The sequence below is a fragment of the Myxococcus dinghuensis genome, from assembly GCF_024198235.1.
GTDB lineage: Bacteria > Myxococcota > Myxococcia > Myxococcales > Myxococcaceae > Myxococcus > Myxococcus dinghuensis.
The window spans coordinates 375,269-394,031 of sequence record NZ_JAKCFB010000004.1 but is presented as its reverse complement, the minus strand read 5'-3'; the positions used below and the strand labels follow the sequence as shown (position 1 = coordinate 394,031).

17 protein-coding genes are annotated in these 18,763 nt (G+C 71.1%); 14 read left to right on the top strand and 3 right to left on the bottom strand.

Annotation, left to right across the window (positions count from 1 at the left end; genetic code table 11):
* Positions 1-106: 106 nt before the first annotated feature.
* Together LZ198_RS08575 and LZ198_RS08570 are read left to right on the top strand one after the other, a co-directional pair.
* A complete protein-coding gene (locus tag LZ198_RS08575; protein WP_253971398.1) occupies positions 107-1,678 on the top strand; it encodes a B12-binding domain-containing radical SAM protein in 1,572 nt (523 codons plus the stop codon).
* A 161-nt stretch (positions 1,679-1,839) separates the two neighbouring features.
* Positions 1,840-3,135, top strand: coding sequence for a YecA family protein (locus LZ198_RS08570; RefSeq protein ID WP_253971397.1), 1,296 nt, complete (start codon positions 1,840-1,842; stop codon positions 3,133-3,135).
* Between the two features lie 5 nt (positions 3,136-3,140).
* Here the strand turns inward: LZ198_RS08570 and LZ198_RS08565 are convergent, their stop codons facing one another.
* Positions 3,141-3,737, bottom strand: coding sequence for a TetR/AcrR family transcriptional regulator (locus LZ198_RS08565; RefSeq protein WP_253971396.1), 597 nt, complete (start codon positions 3,735-3,737; stop codon positions 3,141-3,143).
* Positions 3,738-3,990: 253 nt separating this feature from the next.
* On the opposite strand from LZ198_RS08565, the gene LZ198_RS08560 reads away from it, so the two are divergent.
* Positions 3,991-4,998: a M91 family zinc metallopeptidase gene (locus LZ198_RS08560; protein ID WP_253971395.1), complete on the top strand. Its 1,008-nt coding sequence runs from the start codon at positions 3,991-3,993 to the stop codon at positions 4,996-4,998.
* Positions 4,999-5,112: 114 nt separating this feature from the next.
* A complete protein-coding gene (locus LZ198_RS08555; protein WP_253971394.1) occupies positions 5,113-6,345 on the top strand; it encodes an acetyl-CoA C-acyltransferase in 1,233 nt (410 codons plus the stop codon).
* A gap of 58 nt (positions 6,346-6,403) precedes the next feature.
* Here the strand turns inward: LZ198_RS08555 and LZ198_RS08550 are convergent, their stop codons facing one another.
* Complete coding sequence (locus tag LZ198_RS08550) at positions 6,404-6,991, bottom strand: SRPBCC family protein (protein WP_253971393.1); 588 nt, start codon at positions 6,989-6,991, stop codon at positions 6,404-6,406.
* Positions 6,992-7,283: 292 nt separating this feature from the next.
* On the opposite strand from LZ198_RS08550, the gene LZ198_RS08545 reads away from it, so the two are divergent.
* Genes LZ198_RS08545 through LZ198_RS08535 form a run of 3 tightly spaced genes read left to right on the top strand, consistent with a single transcriptional unit; the run spans position 7,284 to position 9,129 of the window.
* Positions 7,284-7,715 carry a YciI family protein gene (locus LZ198_RS08545; protein WP_253971392.1) on the top strand — a complete coding sequence of 144 codons (432 nt, stop codon included), beginning with the start codon at positions 7,284-7,286 and terminating at the stop codon, positions 7,713-7,715.
* Positions 7,715-8,530: a hypothetical protein gene (locus LZ198_RS08540; protein WP_253971391.1), complete on the top strand. Its 816-nt coding sequence runs from the start codon at positions 7,715-7,717 to the stop codon at positions 8,528-8,530. Before LZ198_RS08545 ends, LZ198_RS08540 begins: the two co-directional genes overlap by 1 nt.
* A complete protein-coding gene (locus LZ198_RS08535; protein ID WP_253971390.1) occupies positions 8,530-9,129 on the top strand; it encodes a hypothetical protein in 600 nt (199 codons plus the stop codon). Before LZ198_RS08540 ends, LZ198_RS08535 begins: the two co-directional genes overlap by 1 nt.
* Positions 9,130-9,156: 27 nt before the next feature.
* Here LZ198_RS08535 and LZ198_RS08530 read toward each other — a convergent pair whose 3' ends face one another.
* The gene (locus LZ198_RS08530; protein ID WP_253971389.1) at positions 9,157-9,867 is read right to left on the bottom strand and encodes a sulfite exporter TauE/SafE family protein; all 711 of its coding nucleotides are present in this window, start codon (positions 9,865-9,867) and stop codon (positions 9,157-9,159) included.
* Between the two features lie 50 nt (positions 9,868-9,917).
* Here LZ198_RS08530 and LZ198_RS08525 point away from each other — a divergent pair, with 50 nt between their 5' ends.
* The 7 genes from LZ198_RS08525 to hemN all read left to right on the top strand — a co-directional run bounded on the left by LZ198_RS08525 (position 9,918) and on the right by hemN (position 18,762).
* Positions 9,918-12,557, top strand: a complete 2,640-nt coding sequence (locus LZ198_RS08525; protein WP_253971388.1) for a heavy metal translocating P-type ATPase — start codon at positions 9,918-9,920, stop codon at positions 12,555-12,557.
* Positions 12,554-12,748: a cytochrome oxidase gene (locus LZ198_RS08520; protein WP_253971387.1), complete on the top strand. Its 195-nt coding sequence runs from the start codon at positions 12,554-12,556 to the stop codon at positions 12,746-12,748. Before LZ198_RS08525 ends, LZ198_RS08520 begins: the two co-directional genes overlap by 4 nt.
* Before the next feature lie 4 nt (positions 12,749-12,752).
* Positions 12,753-15,110 (top strand): cytochrome-c oxidase, cbb3-type subunit I, encoded by a 2,358-nt coding sequence (gene ccoN, locus LZ198_RS08515; protein ID WP_253971386.1) that lies wholly within the window; start codon positions 12,753-12,755, stop codon positions 15,108-15,110.
* Positions 15,110-15,289: a cbb3-type cytochrome oxidase subunit 3 gene (locus tag LZ198_RS08510; protein WP_253971385.1), complete on the top strand. Its 180-nt coding sequence runs from the start codon at positions 15,110-15,112 to the stop codon at positions 15,287-15,289. The genes ccoN and LZ198_RS08510 overlap by 1 nt, the downstream gene beginning before the upstream one ends.
* A complete protein-coding gene (locus tag LZ198_RS08505; protein ID WP_253971384.1) occupies positions 15,282-15,830 on the top strand; it encodes a cbb3-type cytochrome c oxidase N-terminal domain-containing protein in 549 nt (182 codons plus the stop codon). The genes LZ198_RS08510 and LZ198_RS08505 overlap by 8 nt, the downstream gene beginning before the upstream one ends.
* A 21-nt stretch (positions 15,831-15,851) precedes the next feature.
* The gene (ccoG, locus tag LZ198_RS08500) at positions 15,852-17,270 is read left to right on the top strand and encodes a cytochrome c oxidase accessory protein CcoG (RefSeq protein ID WP_253971383.1); all 1,419 of its coding nucleotides are present in this window, start codon (positions 15,852-15,854) and stop codon (positions 17,268-17,270) included.
* 121 nt (positions 17,271-17,391) lie between these two features.
* Entirely contained in the window at positions 17,392-18,762 is a 1,371-nt protein-coding gene (hemN, locus tag LZ198_RS08495) for an oxygen-independent coproporphyrinogen III oxidase (protein ID WP_253971382.1), read from the top strand.
* Position 18,763: the final 1 nt, after the last annotated feature.

Below are 18,763 nucleotides of genomic sequence, written 5' to 3'. Positions count from 1 at the left end.
GCGGCTGTCTGCTTCCCGTCAGAGGGAGGGCGCGGGAGTGACACGCGGGCGTGGTACGGGTGTTGAAGGAGGGTCCCGAACACGAACCCGAAGGTGAGGCCCTCCGATGCGCGCGTTGTTGATTCATCCGGAGTTTCGTTCCGCGTCCTTCTGGAACTACCGCGAGACCTGCGCGTTGCTGGACGCGCGCTACCCGGCGGCGCCGCTGGGGCTGTGCACGGTGGCGGCGCTGTTGCCCGCGGACTGGGAGCTGCGGCTGGTGGACCGCAACGTCGAGCCGCTCGACGACGCCATGCTCGGCTGGGCGGACGTCGTGTTGATTGGCGCCATGCTGCCGCAGCAGCGCGACTGCCTGGAGCTCATCCGGCGCGCGCACGCGCTGGGCAAGCCCGTCGTGGTGGGCGGGCCGGACCCGAGCAGCAGTCCCCACCTCTACGCGGAGGCGGACCACCTGGTGCTGGGCGAGGGGGAGTCCACCATCCCCGCCTTCCTGGCGGACTTCGCGGCGGGGCAGGCCAAGCCCGTCTACCAGGACGGCGGCAAGGCGGACATGTCTCGTTCCCCGGTGCCGCGCTTCGACCTGCTGGACTTCGACCGGTACAACCACGTGGGCATCCAGTTCTGCCGGGGGTGCCCGTTCAACTGCGAGTTCTGCGACATCATCGAGCTGTACGGGCGCAGGCCCCGCGCGAAGACGCCCGAGCAGATCCTCTCGGAGCTCGAGACGCTCTACGACCTGGGCTACCGGGGACACGTCGACCTGGTGGACGACAACTTCATCGGGAACAAGAAGCTGGTGAAGGAGCTGCTGCCCCGGATGAAGACATGGCTGGAGGCGCGCGACTGGCCGTTCGAGTTCACGACGGAGGCCTCCATCAACCTGGCGGACGACCCGGCGCTGCTGGAGATGATGCGGGACGTGGGCTTCTTCGCCATCTTCGTCGGCATCGAGAGCCCGGACGAGAAGACGCTCACCGCGATGCAGAAGCGCCAGAACACGCGCCGGCCCATCGTCGAGAGCATCCAGAAAATCTACCAGCACGGCATGTTCGTGAACGCGGGCTTCATCATCGGCTTCGACAGCGAGGAGGGCAGCGTGGCCCGGGGCACCATCGAGTGCATCGAGGACTCGGCCATCCCGGCGAGCATGGTGGGCCTGCTCTACGCGCTGCCGAACACGCAGCTCACGCGCCGCCTGCGCACCGAGGGGCGGCTCCACGAGGGGCACGACATCCAGCCGGATGGCGAAAGCGACCAGTGCACCGCTGGCATCAACTTCGCGTCGCGGCGCCCCCGCGAGGACATCCTGGGGGACTACCTGTCCGTGGTGGAGTCCGTCTACGCGCCGGAGCGCTACTTCGACCGCGTGCTGCGCGCGGGACGGCTGCTGGACTCGCGACGCCGCCGCTACAAGCCTTCCCTGGGCAAGCAGTTGAAGGAGCTGCGCGGCTTCACGCGGCTGGTGCGGAAGATGAGCCTGGACGCGCGGACGCGGGGGCCCTTCTGGAAGACGCTCTTCGGGGCGCTCACGACCAACCCCGGCTCCATCCGCTACACGGTGTCGATGATGGCGCTGTACCTCCACTTCGGACCGTTCTCCCGCTTCGTGGGGGAGAAGATCCGCCAGTCCATCGCCGAGGAGCGGCGTGGCGCTCCCCAGGTGGAGAGCGCCGCGTAGCAGGCTCGGCGGACCCCTGGTGGAATCTCGGGACGCCATGTCGACAGGTCGCGCGGTTCTGGGGCGTGTCCCGAACCCCGGGCGCGCGACGGCCGCGCGGGCCTGCTACGGTGCCCGGCGGATTCCACCGCTCGCCCCCGCGAGCCGCGAGGCACATTCCCTTGAGTCAGAAGAAGCCCGGCCGTAACGACCCGTGTCCCTGTGGCAGTGGCAAGAAGTACAAGGTCTGCCATGCCGCCGAGGACCGGGCTCGCGCCGCGCCGCCCCCCTCGACGCCCCATCCCCTGACCGACGACCTGAAGGCCGCGATGGAGCTGCTGGGTGACCCCGACGTGTCGCGCCTCTCCCAGGCGCTGACGCGGGTGGGGGAGCTGCTGACGGAGTGGGGCCCCGCGGACGACCTGCGCTTCGACGCGAAGGACTTCGACGCGCACGTGGGCGCGGAGCTGGCGCGCCTGTCCGAGGACGACGTGCTGGACGCGGCCGGGGCGCGGCGGGAGCTGCTGGTGGGCACGGTGCGCAAGCTGGGCACCCGGCCGTTCCTGGAGAAGCTCGGCGCGGCGCTGCTGGCGCGGGCGGCGGAGCCGGCGCGCTCCCGGGACGACCGGCGGGCCCTGTGCGTGGGCGCGTTGCTCGCCTCCGCCTCGCGCAAGGTGGGCAAGGCGCGCCCCGAGGACATCCCCATCCTGGACGTCGTGTTCGACGTGCAGTTCCGCGAGTGGAGCGCCCGTCACAAGGCGCTGGCGGAGAAGTACCAACTGCTCGCCGAGGGACTGGACGAGTCCACGCTGTCACCCGAGGCCCGCGAGGCCCTCCAGCACGCGCGCGACGGAGACGTGGACGCCCTGGTGAACTACGTGAAGGAAGACCCGGGGCTCGCCGAGCGCATCGCCCGTGAGGCCCGTGAGCGCGCCTCCCGCGTGGAGGCGAAGCTGCGCGAGCCGTCCACCCCCGCCGTCTTCTCCCCGGACGAGGAGCTGTGGCTCACCTGCGTCCTGTGGGAGCCGATGCAGGCCCTCAAGTCCCTGCCCCCGGAGACGCCGCCCGCCGAGCGTCGCGAGGCGGTGAGCGCGCTGCTGCGTGGAATGAAGGGCGCGCTGGACCCGGACTTCCTCTCGGGCATGTTGGGCCGGCTGCACGAGAAGGCGAAGGACGCGTCCGCCGACGAGGCCACCCGCGCCTGGTACGCCGACGCCGCCATCGCCTTCGAGGCCGAGCCGTCGCGCATGGGCCTGGCCGCGCTGTTGACGGGACGCCGCGAGGCGGAGGGCCGCTCCGCGGAGGAGCTGGTCGCGCTGGCGGACCTGAAGGCGCTCACCACCTGGACGCCGGAGAGCTTCGAGCCCTATCGCCAGTTGCTCGGACAGATGGGGCTGACGGGCGGGGTGGAGCGAATCCGTCGGGTCCAGGACTGGCTGCGCACGCACCCGGTGGCCCTGCGCCCCGAGCCCGCCTGAGCCGCTCAGTCCTCCGGGTCCCGGGTCTCCGCCATGAGCACGGAGACCCGGCGCGCGGCCTGGATGAGCTCGTCGGAGAGCTTCGTTCCGGCGGTCGCCTTGGCGAGCGTGAGCGTGCCGATGCACAGCGCGTACGTCGCCAGGGCCCGCTCCCGCGCGCTGGCCCGTGAGTCCCCGGTCAGGTGCCCGGCGAACTGCTCCGCCGTGAGGTCCAGCTCCCTCGCCAGCGCCGCCTTCAGCTCGGGCTCGCCCCGCACCACGTCCGACAGCACCGCGGGCAGGGCGCAGGGCGGTACGTCCGCGTCCCGGTGCGCGCGGGAGACGTAGCGGCGCACCAACTGGCCCAGCCACTCCGCGCCCTTCAGGGACTCCAGCCCCTGGGGCCAGTCGATGCGCTGGTTGCCCATGATGCGTTGGAGCGACTCGATGAGCAGCGCCTGCTTCGACGCGAAGTGCGCGTAGAAGCCGCCCACCGTCAGGCCCGCGCTCTTCATCACCGTGTCGACGCTGGCACCCAGGAAGCCGCGCTGCCGGAACAGCGTGCCGGCCGCCTCCAGGATTCGCTCGTGCGTGGCCTGCTTCTGCTCCGGGGGATGCGGCATCCGATGCTCACCTCACCCCGCATCTTATACGGCCGGACGTTCGCCCCCGCCCGGCGCCTGATGACTGCGGTCATCAGCCCCCTGTCACCCGTCATCAGGCGCCCCCGCCAACCGGGGCCCGCCGCTCGCGGAACCTCTTGAAATCACGAGGGCCGTGGAAGGAGGGGACACATGCGGGGCTCGGCACGCCGCATGCTCTAGGCTCGGGCATCCTCAAGCCGCACGTCGACAACCCCCACGTCCGAGGCCTCCCATGAAGCTCCGCTCCCGCTCCTCGTCGCTCTCGTCGCCGACCTCGTCCCCCTCGTCGTCGTCCTCCGTCAACCGGCCGCGCTCCAACAGCGCGCCGTCCAAGGTCGACACGAGCACCGCGAAGAAGCCGGAGGCCTCGGCGCAGCCCAAGCCGCCGCGCCCCACGCCCACGCAGCTCCAGGAGGGGAAGGACAACCTCAAGCCGGCGGACTACGGCGTCACGCACCCGGACCTGTCGGGCATCCGGACCCGCCGTGACTCCAACCAGGCGAACGGCGCGGAGTTCGCGGACTTCACCCGGGACGCGCGCCAGTCCACCCACTCGCTGATGGACAAGCCGGTGGGCAACCGCATGCTCACGGAGCTCAACGGCCGCACCCAGCACGTCAACCCCGGGGAGACGGGCACGGCCCAGAAGCCCCTCACCATCGCGGACATCCACTCGGGCCGTGGCAAGGACATCCCCATGTCCCACATGCCTCGCAACGACGGCACCTTCGCGTCCACGCGCCCCGCGTACCGCTACGACGGCCAGCCCAGCGCCGGCGCGGCGAGCCGCATCCAGTACGACGAGACGGCGAAGGGCTCCCGCGTCGCCAGCCTGGGGCACGAGTCCGTCCACGCCTGGCGCGCGTCCAACGGCCTCCAGGTCAGCCCCCTGGAGGCGAGCAAGCACAACAACGCGGACGTCTTCAAGCGCCACCCGGAGGTCTCCCAGGACATGCGCGACACCGTCAACCGGCGCCTGCAGCTCACGGAGGAGTTCGAGACCGTCGGCCTGCGCCCCACGCCGCACACGCCGCAGAACTGGGCCCCCACCGACAACAAGATCCGCAACGAGCACGACCTGCCCCTGCGCGACAACTACTCGGGCTTCAAGCCGGGCATGAACTCGAACGAGCAGAACCTCCAGAACTACGACGCGGGCTCCGACAACCGCAGCACGCTGCAGCGGCTCATCGGCACCCCGTCGCCCATCGGGAAGATCGTCTCCGACCTGGAGAAGTGACCCGCCGGGGCTTGCGCGCCAGGACATCGCGTTGCGACCATATTATGTCCATAATATGGTTGGGGCAAGGGGACCCGTCCCAGGGGCGGGCTCCCTCCAACGGAGGCCTGGTCGATGGATGCCTACATTCTGGATGCGGTACGGACGCCGCGGGCGCGCGCGAAGCCCGGCAAGGGCGCGCTGAGCGGGTTGCACCCGCAGGAGCTGCTGGCCCAGACGCTGAAGCAGCTGCCGCTGCGCACGTCGGTGGACGTGGCGGACGTGGACGACGTGGTGGTGGGCTGTGTGTCGCAGGTGGAGGCCCAGGGGGCGAACATCGCGCGCAACGCGGTGCTCGCGGCGGGCTGGCCCATCAGCGTGCCGGCCTTCAGCCTCAACCGCTTCTGCGGGTCGGGGCTCCAGGCGTTGTCGCTCGCGGCCATGGGCGTGGCGTCCGGCGCGCAGCGGCTCGTCGTGGCGGGTGGCGTGGAGCAGATGAGCCGCTACGGCCTCAACGCGGACGGTGGCGGGACGGATGGTGGGAACGAGGCGCTGCGGGGGCGCTTCTTCCAGGTCCCCCAGGGCATCTCCGCGGACCTCATCGCGACGCTGGAGGGCTTCACGCGCGAGGAGCTGGACGCCTTCGGGCTGCGCTCGCAGCAGCTCGCCGTGCGGGCGCAGGCGGAGGGGCGGTTCGACAAGGGCCTGTTCCCCGTCGTGGACCCGAGGACGGGGGAGGTGCTGCTGTCGGCGGATGACCCCCCGCGCTCGGACACCACGGCCCAGAAGCTGGCGGCGCTCGCGCCGTCCTTCGTGAAGCTGGGCGAACAGGTGGCGGGCCCTCGGGGTGAGACGTTGGACGCGCTGGCGCTCGCGGCCTATCCGCGCGCGGGCGCGGTGCGCCACCTGCACACCGCGGGCACCGCGAGCGGCATCGCGGACGGGGCGGGCGCCGTCCTCGTGGCGTCGCGGGACTACCTGCGGGCGCACGGGCTCAGGGCCCGCGCGCGGGTGAGGGCCGTGTCGGCCGTGGGGAGCGACCCGGTGCTGATGCTGACCGGGCCGGCGCTCGCCGCGCGCAAGGCGCTCGATGCGGCGGGGCTGAAGCCCCGCGACGTGGACCTGTGGGAGATCAACGAGGCCTTCGCGGCGGTGGTGCTACAGACGGCGCGGGCGCTGGAGCTCGACCTGGCGCGCGTCAACGTCAACGGTGGCGCCATCGCGCTGGGACACCCGCTGGGCGCGACGGGGAGCATCCTGGTCGGCACCGCCCTGGATGAGCTCGAGCGGAGCGACAGGTCGCTGGCGTTGGTGACGCTGTGCACGAGCGGTGGGCAGGCGGTCGCCGCGGTGCTCGAGCGCGTCTGACCCGAGCGAACCGAACCACATCATCATCCACATCATCGGGGCGCAGGCTCCCTCGTGCTCACGGAACGGGCGCGGGGGGGGCCGCCCCCGCCTGGGCGCGGGCGGACTGGGTCGTCGCCTCGGCCGCCACGACGGCATCGAGGTTGGCGAGGCCCGTCTCCAACTGCTTGCCCACGAAGGAGTCCATCAGTCCGAAGGCGCTCATCGCCTTGCCCAGCAGGGTGTTGGGGCCCTCCATGCTCCAGGTGACGCGGGTGTGCTGGCCCTCCGGGACGAGCTGGAAGCGGGCCTGGTTCGTCGCGGTGAAGGGCGCGAAGAACTCCAGCTTGATGGAGACCTGCTCCCCGGGGCGGCTCTCCTCGATGGTCATCCGACCCGAGCCGATGTCGCTGTTGCCCTTCCATGAGTACATGGCGCCCACGCCCGACCCGGGGCCCTCGTAGGTGCGCGCCATGTTCGGGTCCACCGTCTCGTAGGGCGACCACCGCGGCCAGCGCTGGAAGTCGTTGATGAGCGCGAACGTGGTGGCCGGCGACGCGCGGACCACGGCGCTGCGCTCGATGCGGAAGGTGTCCGGCCGCGTGGCGACGAACACGGCCAGGCTGACCACGAGGACGGCGACTGCGGCGGCGATGGGCTTGAGCACGACAGGGACTCCTGCTGCGCGTGGGCAGCGGATATCGGGGCGACTTCCCGGCTTCGTGACGGCGACGAATGGCGCGAAAAGGGATCGACATCGCGCCCGATTTTTCCGCCGGACGCGGGCAACCCCTGGGGATTGCTCGGGATTCAGGCAGGGATAATTCGCGTCGAAATTCGGGGGCCCGGCGCGTGACCCGGCGTGTCCTCCAGGCCCCCACCCACCGGATGGAGCGGGTGGACTCGCGGTGTCGAAACGCGGGGGGCTCGTTCGTCGCGCCCCTGGAGGAGGCGCGACGATGCGATTCGTGCTGCTGCTGAAGGCCAATCGAGCGAGTGAGGCGGGGCTCCTGTCGAGCAAGTCCCTGATGTCCGCCATGGATGGCTACAACGACGCGTTGGTGAAGGCGGGAGTCCTGCTGGACTGCGCCGGACTGCACCCCAGCTCGGGCGGCGTTCGCATCGACTTCTCTCCAGGCGTCCGGACGATGACGGATGGCCCCTTCCCGGAGGTGGCGCAGTTGATCGCCGGGTTCTGGATGATTCAAGTGAAGTCCCGGGAAGAGGCGGTGGAGTGGGCGCGCCGCTGTCCGTTGCCTCCGGGGTTCGAGGACGTGCAAGTCGAGCTGCGTCAGGCGTTCGAGCCCGCGGATTTCGCTGAAGCGCCACGCGAGCGCGAGGAGCCGTTCTGGACGAGAATGGAGCCCGCACGAGGTCACGAGGTGGACTGATGAAGGTCGTCGCATTGGTGCGGGCCCCCACGGAGGTGCAGTCGGCGGTGGCTTCGCTGGCGGAGGCCGCGGGCATGACGCTCGCGGAGGCGCGCATGCGTCTGGCGCCGGAGCCCCCCGCGTTGCTGGCGAGGCTCGCGCCGGACGCCGCGGACGCGCTGGTGGCGTCGCTTTCGCGGCAGGGGCTCTCCGTGGTGGCGGTGGACGAGCGGCGGCTGGGCGCGCCTCACCTGGTCGCGCGGCGGGTGGCGTTCACTCCCGCGGCGGCCACGTTCACGCCTCGCACGGGCGAGCCGTGGGAGTTGCCCTGGCGGGACGTCGTGGCGGTGCTGCGTGGGTCCAGCTCGATGCGGACCGTCACGGAGAACACCGAGCAGCCCTCGCGCATGGACACCGCGAAGGCGTACGCGAAGACGCTCGTCTCGCACGGGCTGATTCCGCTGCGCAACGGGGAGAAGACGGTGCGCAAGGAGGCGGAGGAGACGTCCCAGGTCATCTACGTGTTCGCGCGCGACGGGCGCGGCGTGGTGCTCGGCGAGCACGGCGTGGACTTCTCGTGCCTGGGGCCCGCGATGCAGCCGGTGCGCACCGCCAACATGGGCGTGCTCATGCGGCAGCTATGCGAGCATACTCCTGATGCCTTCCACGACGAGCGCCTCATGCGTCTGGGGCGCAGGCCGCTGCCCTTCGTGGTGTCGGACTCCACGCAACTGGCCACGGGCAAGGTGTCGGTGTCGCGCGTGAACACCGTGCATGGCCTGGACGTCCTCGCGGAAGTGATGCGCCAGGGCGTGATGCAGGGCATGCTGGGCTGATGCTCTACCACCAGCCGAAGGACGGACCCTGGGAGTACGAGGACCTGCGCGAGCCTTCCGACGTGCTCAGGCCCTGGGACCTCGTCACCGTCGTCGCCGCGCTGGCCGGCCACCTGCGGCGGGCCGAGGCGAAGGCGGCGCAGCGCCATCGCGCGCTGGCGCTCGCGCTCTTCGCGTGCTTCGGCATGGACGGGCTCTCCCAGCGCGAGCAGGTCGAGCGCGCGACGGACGGGGAGGCGCTGCTGGTCGCGCTCGGCGCCGAGGACAAGGTGGGGGATCCGCTGGCCCATGCCTGGAAGTACCGGCGCCAGCTCCTCGCGATGCCCAATCCCCGGGGCCACCTCGAGGGCCATCCCTACTGGCTGTCGTTCCCGAGCCGGCTGCCGGACCTCGTGCGTCCCATGGCGGAGCGCGTGTCGGACCGGATGCTGGCCCACGCGCAGGCGGCCGCGGAGATCGTCCGCGACCTCGACCGTGTCATCGTCTCCCTCTGGGGGTGCCCTCCGGAGCGGCTGGATGACGCGGTGACGCTGGCCCGGTTGGCCTCCCAGGGCATCGACTTCGAGCCGCCGCGCTCGAACCACTTCGACGACTGGTGAGCCCGAAGGCAGCGTCCGCCCGGGGGCTCAGTGGCAGCTCGGCTGCCCGCCCACCGCGCGATAGACGAGCACCGCCGCCGCCGCGAGTGGCATCGCGCGCTGGAAGAGGAACACGAACAGCCTGGGCCTCGCCCGCCAGAGCCCCGCCTGGAGCTGCGCGCCGAGCAGCGCGGGCAGCCCGCCCAGCGCGAACGCGCCCATCACCAGCGCGCCGCCCCAGAACGCGCCCGTCGCCAGGGCCACGGTGAGCACGCCGTACAAGAGGCCGCAGGGGAGCAGGGGCGTCACCGCACCCAATGCGCTGGCCCGGCCCGTCGACGAAAACTTTGCGCTCCACCTCGATACGGCCCGCGACACGTGCGCGAGCCCGGGCAGAGGGCGCAGTCGCTTGCCCAACTCCAGCGCGGACGCGACGAGCGCCGCGGCCATGAGCCAGGGCAAATAGGGGCGCGTGGACACTGCGAGTGCGCGGGTGACACCTCCGCCCAGCGCCCCCAGCGAGCCGCCCACCAGCGCGTACGCGAGCACCCTCGACCCTTGATAGGCGAGCACCGCCCTGCGCCGCTCTCCTCCCCGCGTCAGCGGCAGGCCCGCGCAGGCGAGCGGCCCACACATGAGGAGGCAATGCGCACTGCCGGTGAGCCCCACCGTCAGGGCCCCGAGCGCGCCCGCCCATACGGCGGACGTCGGAGCGAGCGAGGCCAGCAGCACCGGGACTTCGAAGGTTGGGAGCGACATGCCCGGGTGCCTTCGCAACAGGCATGCCGTTCGCAAGGTGCCCGGGTGTCATGTCCGCTTCCGCGCAATCCCTGCCCATGCCGGCGCCGTGTCTGCACTGTGGCAGCCCCGTTCCGGTGGGGAGCGCCTCGCGCGAGTTCTGCTGCGCGGGCTGCGAGGCGGTGCACGGGATGTTGGTGGAGCAGGGGCTCACCCGCTACTACCAGCTCACGCAGGGCAAGGCCGCGCCGGCTCCGGAGCCGCCGCGGGGGCGCAGCCTGTCGTGGCTGGAGCCGCTGGTGGCGCGCGCGGAGACGATGCCCGGTCCGCTGTGCGCGCTGGAGCTGGACGTGCAGGGCATCCACTGCGCCGCCTGCGTCTGGTTGATGAACGAGTTGTTCCGCCGCCAGCCCGGTGGCGCGGGGCTCATGGTGGACCCGGCGCTGGGCAAGGCGCGGTTGCAGTGGCGTCGCGGTGCGTTCGACGTGGCGGGTTTCCTGCGCGCGGTGGAGGGGTTCGGCTACCTCTTCGGCCCCAGCCGCAAGCAGGCCGCGCCAGCCAGCATGGAGCTGCCCATCCGCCTGGGCATCTGCGTGGCGCTGACGATGAACGTGATGTTGTTCTCCGTGAGCTTCTACGTGGGGCTCACGCCGGAGGACGGCGACGTCTTCAAGCTCTTCACCCGGCTGAGCCTCTGGCTGTCGTCGGGGGTGGTGGCGGTGGGGGGCTGGCCCTTCTTCCGCTCGGCCTGGCAGGGGCTGCGGCGCGGGGTGCCGCACCTGGATCTACCCATCGCGCTGGGCATCCTCCTGGTCTACGGCACGTCGCTGGTGCAGGCCCGGGGTGGGCGAGGGGACCTGGCTTACTTCGATACCCTCAACACGTTCGTCACGTTGATGCTGGTGGGCCGCTGGCTCCAGCAGCGCGTGCTCGAGCGCAACCGCCGCTTCCTCCTGGAGGACGACGGCGCGGAGGGACTGTTCGTCCGGCGCGAGGAGGAGTCGCGGCTCGTCTCGGTTCGCGTGTCGCAAGTGATGGAAGGGGATGTGCTCGTCCTCGCGCCGGGCGACCTCATCCCCGTGGACGCCGAGCTGCTCGACGTGGACGCGCGCATCACCACGGATTGGATCTCCGGTGAGCCCGACGCGCGGGACGTGGCCCGTGGCGGGCAGCTCCCCGCGGGGGCCTTCAACGCGGGACGCGGGGCCATCCGGGTGAGGGCGTGTCAGCCGTTCACGGACTCGCCGCTGGTGGCGCTGCTGCGCCGCGCGCCGGAGGGCGTGGGTCGGGCGGCGGTGCACACGCGCTTCTGGGAGGTGGTGGCGCGGCGGTGGGTGGTGACGGTGCTCGCCGTGTCCGCGCTGGGGCTCGTGCTGTGGTGGCCCTCCGGGCCGGACAAGGCGCTCGAGGTGGCGGTGGCGCTGCTCGTGGTGACGTGCCCGTGCGCCATCGGCATCGCCACGCCGCTGGCCTACGAGCTGGTGCAGGCCCGCCTGCGCCGCGAGGGGTTCTTCATCCGCGCCACGGACCTGTTGGATCGGCTCCCGCGCGTGCGGCAGGTGCTGTTCGACAAGACGGGGACGTTGACGCTCGGCCGGCTGGAGCTGGTGGACCGCGCCGCGCTGGATGTGCTGCCCGGGGAGGTTCGCGAGGCGGCGTTCGACATGGCCTCGCGCAGCAACCACCCGGCCAGCCGCTGCGTGGCGGAGGCGCTGGGGCGGCTCGGCACGCGCTTCCAGGCAGAGGCTCGCGTGGTGGAGCACCCCGGGCGGGGCTTGGAGCTGGTGCGCGACGGCGTGTGCTGGCGGCTGGGGCGCGCGGACTGGGATGGGGTGGCTCCGGCTTCCACGTCGTCGGCGCTGACAGTGAGGACGGAGGTCGCTCGCAGGCTCGTGGCGGAGCCGGACGAGGCCCCGCGTCGAGCGGACGATGGACGGGCCCCGGGGGCCTCCGACATCGCGACGCCGCCTGGGGCGGAGCCTGGTGCTGCCACGCGCCGGTCGGACGACGGGCGAGCCCCGGACGTCGCCGACATCGCGGCGCATCCCGAGACCTTGTCGGGTGCGCGGGCTGCCAGCGGCCCCGTGCTCACCCGGGATGGCGTGGTGGTGGCGACGTTCCCGCTGCGTGAGGCCCTGCGGCCCGATGCCCGCCGTGAGCTGCTCGCGCTCCGCGCGGAGGGCCAGGACGTGTGGCTCATCTCCGGTGACGCGCCCGCGCGGGTGCGCGCGCTGGCCGGTGCGCTCGGCGTGCCCGCGGCGCAGGCGCTCGGGGGGCTGCGTCCCGAGGACAAGGCGGACGTGGTCGCGCGGCTCGACCGGGGCGACTCGCTGTACCTCGGGGATGGCGTCAACGACAGCCTCGCCTTCGAGGAGGCGCTGTGCGCGGGGACGCCCGCCATCGACCGGCCCGTCATGCCGGGCAAGAGCGACTTCTTCCTCGTGGGCGAGGGGCTGGCCTCGCTGCGCAAGGCGCTCGTCCTGTCGCTCCGGCTGCGCGGCGTGGTGCGCCGGCTGCTGGGGTTGTCCATCGCCTACAACGTCGTGGCCATCACCGTGTGCCTGGCGGGGTGGATGACGCCGCTGCGCGCCGCGGTGGCCATGCCCGCCACCAGCCTCGCCACCGTCCTCTTCACCCTCTGGAGCCTGTCCGCGCCGCGCCGGCGGACGCGCCCCGACGCGTCGGTGTCCCAGCGGGAGGTGCTCGCATGAACGTGCTGGTGCTCCAGGTCTTCGTGAGCCTGATGCTCGTGGCCAGCTCGGTGCTGCTGTTCGTCTACAGCGTGCGGCACCGGGACCACGAGCACGCTGATCGGCTCGCGCTCTTCCCGCTCGAGGAGGACAGCGCCCGTCCCGCGCCGCCCCCCGTCGAGCCTCCGCCGTCGTCCGCATCCCAGGAGTGATTCCGTGCAACAGCAACGCATCGTCTACGACGACACCACGACCCGCCGCTTCATCTTCGCGGCGGTGGTCTTCGGCATCGTGGGCATGGCGGTGGGCGCACTGGTGGCCAGCCAGCTCGCATGGTGGCAGGCCAACCTCGGCATCCCCTACCTGACCTACTCCCGCCTGCGCCCCCTGCACACCAACGCGGTCATCTTCGCGTTCGTGGGCAACATGATGTTCGCGGGCGTCTACTACTCCACGCAGCGCCTCCTGAAGGCGCGCATGGCGTCCGACCTCCTGTCGAAGATCCACTTCTGGGGCTGGCAGGCCATCATCGTCGCGGCGGCGATAACGCTGCCGTTGGGCATCACCACCTCCAAGGAATACGCGGAGCTGGAGTGGCCCATCGACCTGGCCATCGCCCTCATCTGGGTCGTCTTCGCCATCAACTTCTTCTGGACGCTGGCCAAGCGCAACGAGAAGAACCTCTACGTCGCCATCTGGTTCTACATCGCCACCATCATCACCGTGGCGGTGCTGCACATCGTCAACAGCCTGGCGCTGCCGCTGGACGGGCTGAAGAGCTACTCCGTCTTCTCCGGGGTGCAGGACGCGCTGGTGCAGTGGTGGTACGGCCACAACGCCGTCGCCTTCTTCCTGACCACCCCCATCCTCGGCATCATGTATTACTTCCTGCCGAAGGCGGCGGAGCGGCCGGTGTACTCGTACCGGCTGTCCATCATCCACTTCTGGGCCCTGGTCTTCATCTACATCTGGGCCGGCCCGCACCACCTGCTCTACACCGCGCTGCCGGACTGGGCGCAGTCGCTGGGCATGGTCTTCAGCGTGATGCTCTGGGCGCCGTCGTGGGGCGGCATGCTCAACGGCCTGCTGACGCTCAAGGGCGCCTGGCACAAGCTGCGCGAGGACCCCGTCCTCAAGTTCCTCATCGCGGGCGTCACCTTCTACGGCATGGCCACGTTCGAGGGCCCGCTGCTCTCCATCAAGTCGGTGAGCGCGCTGGGGCACTACACGGACTGGATCGTCGGCCACGTGCACGGCGGCGCGCTGGGGTGGAACGGCTTCATGGCCGCCGGCATGTTCTACTGGCTGGTGCCCAGGCTGTACGGCACCCGGCTGCACTCCACGAAGGCGGCGGACGCGCACTTCTGGCTGGGGACGGTGGGCATCCTCCTCTACATCGTCGCCATGTGGATCAGCGGCATCAACCAGGGGTTGATGTGGCGCGCGACCAACCCGGACGGCACGCTGCTCTACCCGAACTTCGTGGAGACGCTGCTGGCCATCCGGCCCATGTACATCGTCCGCTTCGTCGGCGGCTCCATGTACCTGGTGGGCTTCTGCATGATGGCGTGGAACCTCTGGAAGACGGCGCGCTCGGGCAAGGCGGTGGACGGGGAGACCACCGTCGTCGTGGAGTCGCCCGCCGCCGAGGCGCCCGTGGCCGCTCCCGCGCAGACGCCGGCCTGGGTGCGCGTCCTCACCGGCCGCCCGCTGCTGTTCGCCATCGCCATCCTCACCGTGACGATGTTCCTGGGCTGGGCCAAGCCCGTGCGCGCCGTGGTCATCCTCGTCGCCATCGTCGGCCTGGGTGAGCTGGCGTGGATCGTCACCCGCAGGGACCGCGAGGCCGGCAGGCCGTCCTGGTTCGCGCTCATCGAGGGCCGGCCCCTGGCCTTCACGGTGCTCACGCTGGTGGCCATCCTCATCGGCGGCGTGGCGGAGCTGTTGCCCACCATCCTCATCGACCAGGCCGTGCCCGCGCACGGCGAGGCGCAGAAGCCGTACTCGCCGCTGGAGCTGCAGGGCCGCGACCTCTACGTGCGCGAGGGTTGCTACACCTGCCACTCGCAGATGATCCGCCCCTTCGTGGCGGAGACGCAGCGCTACGGCGACGTGTCGCGCGCGGAGGAGTTCATCTACGACCACCCGTTCCAGTGGGGCAGCAAGCGCACCGGTCCGGACCTGCACCGCGTGGGGGGGCGCTACCCGAACCTCTGGCACTACACCCACTTGATGGACCCGCGCGCCACGAGTCCTGGCTCCAACATGCCGCCGTACCCGTGGCTGGCGGAGAACCGCATCAAGGTGAAGGACGCGCCCCGGAAGCTGTCGCTGATGCAGAAGCTGGGCGTGCCGTACACCAACGCGGACGTCGACGCGGCCGAGTCGCGGCAGAAGGCGCAGGGGGAGGCCATCGCCGCGGACCTGGCCTCGCAGGGCATCCAGGTGACGTGGGATTCGGAGATGGTGGCGCTCGTCGCCTACCTGCAGCGCCTGGGGCGTGGGCCGCAGGACGTGCCCCCGCCGCCCGCCGGCGCGCCCACGGCCTCCGTCACGCAGGAAGGGAGCCACTGATGTACAAGCAATTCTACCAAGGGATGTCGCTCACCGAGCTGCCCCTGTTCGCGCTCGTCCTGTTCATCGCCATCTTCCTGGGGGTCTGCGCCTGGGTCTTCATCGGCCGGCGCAGCCAGGACTTCGACGCGCTCTCGAAGATGCCGCTGGCCGAGCGCGGGGAGGGCGGTCATGAGTGAGAAATCGCTGGTCCACCACGTCTACGACGGCATCGAGGAGCACGACAACAACCTGCCCAACTGGTGGCTGTTCATCCTCTGGACGACCATCGTCTTCGGCACGGGCTACTGGTTCTGGTTCCACATCGCGGAGGCCGGGCCGGGGCAGATGGGCGAGTACGCGACGGAGTCCGCGGAGTTCGCCCGGCGCGCCTCCGGCAACAAGCCCGCGTCGAACGAGATGCTGCTGGCGCTGGTGAAGGACCCGGAGTCCGTCGCCGGGGGCAAGGCCGTGTTCCAGGCCAACTGCGCCGCCTGCCATGGCCCCCAGGGACAGGGCCTCATCGGCCCCAACCTGACGGACGGCTTCTGGCTGCACGGTGGCGCGCCCATGGCCATCCACAAGGTCGTGGCCGAGGGCAGCGTGGCCAAGGGCATGCCCGCGTGGGAGCGGACACTGGGCGCCGAGCGCGTCAAGGCCGTCACCGCGTACGTGCTGACGCTCAAGGGCACCAACGTGCCCGGCGGCAAGGCGCCGCAGGGCGAGCCCGAGACGCCCTGAGGTCGGACGAGGACCGCGCACATGGCGACAGCACCCCAGCAGGAGGGCCCGCGCATCGACCAGCTCGCGTCCATCCACGCGGATGGCTCGAGGCGGGCGCTCCACCCGGCGGACGTGAAGGGCCGCTACATCAACCGTCGGCGCTGGGCCTTCGCGGTGCTCATCGCCATCTACGTGGCCCTGCCGCTCATCGAGGTGGGCGGCCACCCCGCCGTGCACCTCGACGTGGCGGCCCGGCGCTTCTACCTGTTCGGCGCCACGTACAACGCGCAGGACTTCTGGCGCGTGCTCTTCCTGCTCACCGCGGCGGGCTTCGGGCTGCTGTTCGTCACCGCGTGGGTGGGCCGGGCGTGGTGCGGCTGGGCCTGCCCGCAGACGGTGTTCCTGGAGGGAATCTACCGCCCGCTGGAGCGGCTCTTCGACGGGCCCCGCGAGCGGCGGTTGAAGCTGGAGGGCGCGCCCTGGACGCCCGGGCGGGTGGCGCGCGCGGCCGGGAAGCACGGCGCCTACGTGGGCGTGTCGCTGCTCATCGCGCACGCGGCGCTCAGCCTCTTCGTGTCCGCCGGCGGCCTCGTCTCCATGGTGGCGGCGGGGCCGGCCACCGCGCCCGTGGCGTTCACCTGGGCCATGGCCGTCACCGGCGCGCTGTACTTCAACTTCACCTGGTTCCGCGAGCAGTTGTGCGTGGTGGTCTGTCCCTACGGCCGCCTCCAGTCCGCGATGCACGACGGGGACTCCATCATCATCGGCTACGACGCCCGGCGCGGAGAGCCGCGGGGGCGGATGGTGAAGGTGAAGCCCCAGGAGGCCGCGCCGCCGCGAGGTGACTGCGTGGACTGCCGCAAGTGTGTCTTCGCGTGCCCCACCGGCATCGACATCCGCAACGGGCTGCAGATGGAGTGCCTGTCGTGCGCGCAGTGCATCGACGCGTGCGACGAGGTGATGGACCGCGTCGGCCGTCCGCGGGGGCTCATCCGCTACGACTCGCTCAACGGGCTTGCGGGCAAGCCCCGGCGCATGTGGCGTCCCCGGTTGGCGCTGTACGGCGCGCTGTTCCTCTTCTCCGTGGGCGGGCTGGTGTGGAACGTCATCCAGCGCGTGCCCTTCGAGGCGAACCTGCTGCGCTTCCAGGGCATGCCCTACGTCGTGGACGGTGGGCAGGTGCGCAACCAGTTCGAGCTGCACCTGGTGAACAAGAACCCGAAGGAGTCCACCTTCACGCTCTCCGTGGAGGGGCCCACGGCCGCGCAGGTGGTGATTCCCCAGCGGGAGGTGCGGCTCGCCTCGCTGGAGAACTTCCGCGTGCCCTTGTTCGTCACCATGCCCCGCGAGGGGAACGTGATTCCCTTCACCTTCGTCGTCGTGGTCCAGGACACCGCCTCCGGCGAGACGAAGCGCATCGAGGCCCGCTTCCTGGGCCCCGCCTCGTCCGGAGGCTGAGCAGGCGACTCGGGGGGCGCGAAAGAAGTGCGCGCGGCCACGGTCCCCCGCAGCTTCTGCGGGGTCCGCCGCGGGGCGCGGGGCACGGAAGGTGGCACGGGGCTTGGAATGGCGTGGAGCCATGGAACCGTTGCCCGGTATCCCCCAGCCCTCCCCGGATTTGCTGCGCCGCTATGACGTCTCCGGACCGCGCTACACCAGCTACCCCACCGCGCCGGAGTGGAAGAAGGACTTCGGCCCGGAGTCGCTGACGGTCGCGCTGCGCAACGCCGGGAGCCGGCCCGCGGACGCGCCGCTGTCGCTCTACGTCCACCTGCCGTTCTGCCACAGCCTGTGCTGGTACTGCGGCTGCAACGTGGTCATCAGCAAGGACCCGAGCGCGGCGGACCGCTACATCGACCACCTGGTGATGGAGATGGACCTGGTGGTGGCGCAGCTGGGCACGCGCCGGGGGCTCTCCCAGGTGCACTGGGGTGGCGGCACGCCGACGTTCCTCTCCGAGGCGCAGTTGGAGCGGCTGTGGACGGAGCTGATGCGCCGCTTCCACCTGGTGCCCGACGCGGAGGTGGCCATCGAGGTCCACCCCTCCGTGACGACGCTGGGGCAGCTCGCGCTCCTGCGGCGGCTGGGCTTCAACCGGCTGTCCATGGGGCTCCAGGACTTCGACCCGCGGGTGCAGGAGGTGACGAACCGCTTCCAGTCCCCGGAGGTGACGCGCGGGCTGCTGGACCACGCGCGCGCGCTCGGCTTCACGGGCGTGAACTTCGACCTCATCTACGGCCTGCCGTATCAGGACCCGGTGGGCTGGAACCGCACGCTGGAGACCGTGCTCGCGATGCGGCCGGACCGGCTGGCCGTCTATTCCTTCGCCTTCATGCCGGACGTGCTCAAGCACCAGAAGCGGATGCCCGCGGAGGCGCTGCCGTCCGCGCCCGTGAAGCTGGAGCTGTTCCGCGCGGCTGGCGCGGCCTTCCTCGACGCGGGCTACCAGGCCATCGGCATGGACCACTTCGCGGTGCCCGAGGACGAGCTGGCGCGCGCGCTGTCCGAGCGCCGGCTGGGCCGCAACTTCCAGGGCTACACGGTGAAGGCCGCCGCGGACGTGGTGGCGCTGGGCAGCACGGGCATCAGCGACGTGGGCGGTGCCTACGCCCAGAACGTGCGCCCGCTGCCGACCTACTACGAGCGCGTCGCGCAAGGACGGCTCGCGACGGAGCGGGGCATCCACCTCACCGAGGACGACCAGCGCCGGCGCGCCGTCATCACCCAGCTGATGTGCAACGCCTGGGTGGACCTGGGCGAGGACGGGGCTCGGCGCTTCGCGCCGGAGCTGGCGCTGCTGCGTCGCTTCGAGGAGGACGGGCTGCTGGAGCGCGCCGGTACGCAACTGGAGCTGACGGCGATGGGGCGGCTGTTCGTGCGCAACGTGGCCATGGTCTTCGACACGTACCTGTCCCGAGCCGAGAAGCCCCGCTTCTCCCGGACGGTGTGAG

What these genes read in the sequence shown, in the direction of transcription:
- LZ198_RS08560 (WP_253971395.1), top strand. Translation starts at nt 3,991, where the DNA reads ATGAAGCTCCGCTCCCGCTCCTCGTCGCTCTCGTCGCCGACCTCGTCC.
- LZ198_RS08505 (WP_253971384.1), top strand. Translation starts at nt 15,282, where the DNA reads ATGAGTGAGAAATCGCTGGTCCACCACGTCTACGACGGCATCGAGGAG.
- LZ198_RS08545 (WP_253971392.1), top strand. Translation starts at nt 7,284, where the DNA reads ATGCGATTCGTGCTGCTGCTGAAGGCCAATCGAGCGAGTGAGGCGGGG.
- LZ198_RS08535 (WP_253971390.1), top strand. Translation starts at nt 8,530, where the DNA reads ATGCTCTACCACCAGCCGAAGGACGGACCCTGGGAGTACGAGGACCTG.
- ccoG (WP_253971383.1), top strand. Translation starts at nt 15,852, where the DNA reads ATGGCGACAGCACCCCAGCAGGAGGGCCCGCGCATCGACCAGCTCGCG.
- LZ198_RS08530 (WP_253971389.1), bottom strand. Translation starts at nt 9,867, where the DNA reads ATGTCGCTCCCAACCTTCGAAGTCCCGGTGCTGCTGGCCTCGCTCGCT.
- hemN (WP_253971382.1), top strand. Translation starts at nt 17,392, where the DNA reads ATGGAACCGTTGCCCGGTATCCCCCAGCCCTCCCCGGATTTGCTGCGC.
- LZ198_RS08540 (WP_253971391.1), top strand. Translation starts at nt 7,715, where the DNA reads ATGAAGGTCGTCGCATTGGTGCGGGCCCCCACGGAGGTGCAGTCGGCG.
- LZ198_RS08510 (WP_253971385.1), top strand. Translation starts at nt 15,110, where the DNA reads ATGTACAAGCAATTCTACCAAGGGATGTCGCTCACCGAGCTGCCCCTG.
- LZ198_RS08525 (WP_253971388.1), top strand. Translation starts at nt 9,918, where the DNA reads ATGTCCGCTTCCGCGCAATCCCTGCCCATGCCGGCGCCGTGTCTGCAC.
- LZ198_RS08575 (WP_253971398.1), top strand. Translation starts at nt 107, where the DNA reads ATGCGCGCGTTGTTGATTCATCCGGAGTTTCGTTCCGCGTCCTTCTGG.
- LZ198_RS08555 (WP_253971394.1), top strand. Translation starts at nt 5,113, where the DNA reads ATGGATGCCTACATTCTGGATGCGGTACGGACGCCGCGGGCGCGCGCG.
- LZ198_RS08520 (WP_253971387.1), top strand. Translation starts at nt 12,554, where the DNA reads ATGAACGTGCTGGTGCTCCAGGTCTTCGTGAGCCTGATGCTCGTGGCC.
- LZ198_RS08565 (WP_253971396.1), bottom strand. Translation starts at nt 3,737, where the DNA reads ATGCCGCATCCCCCGGAGCAGAAGCAGGCCACGCACGAGCGAATCCTG.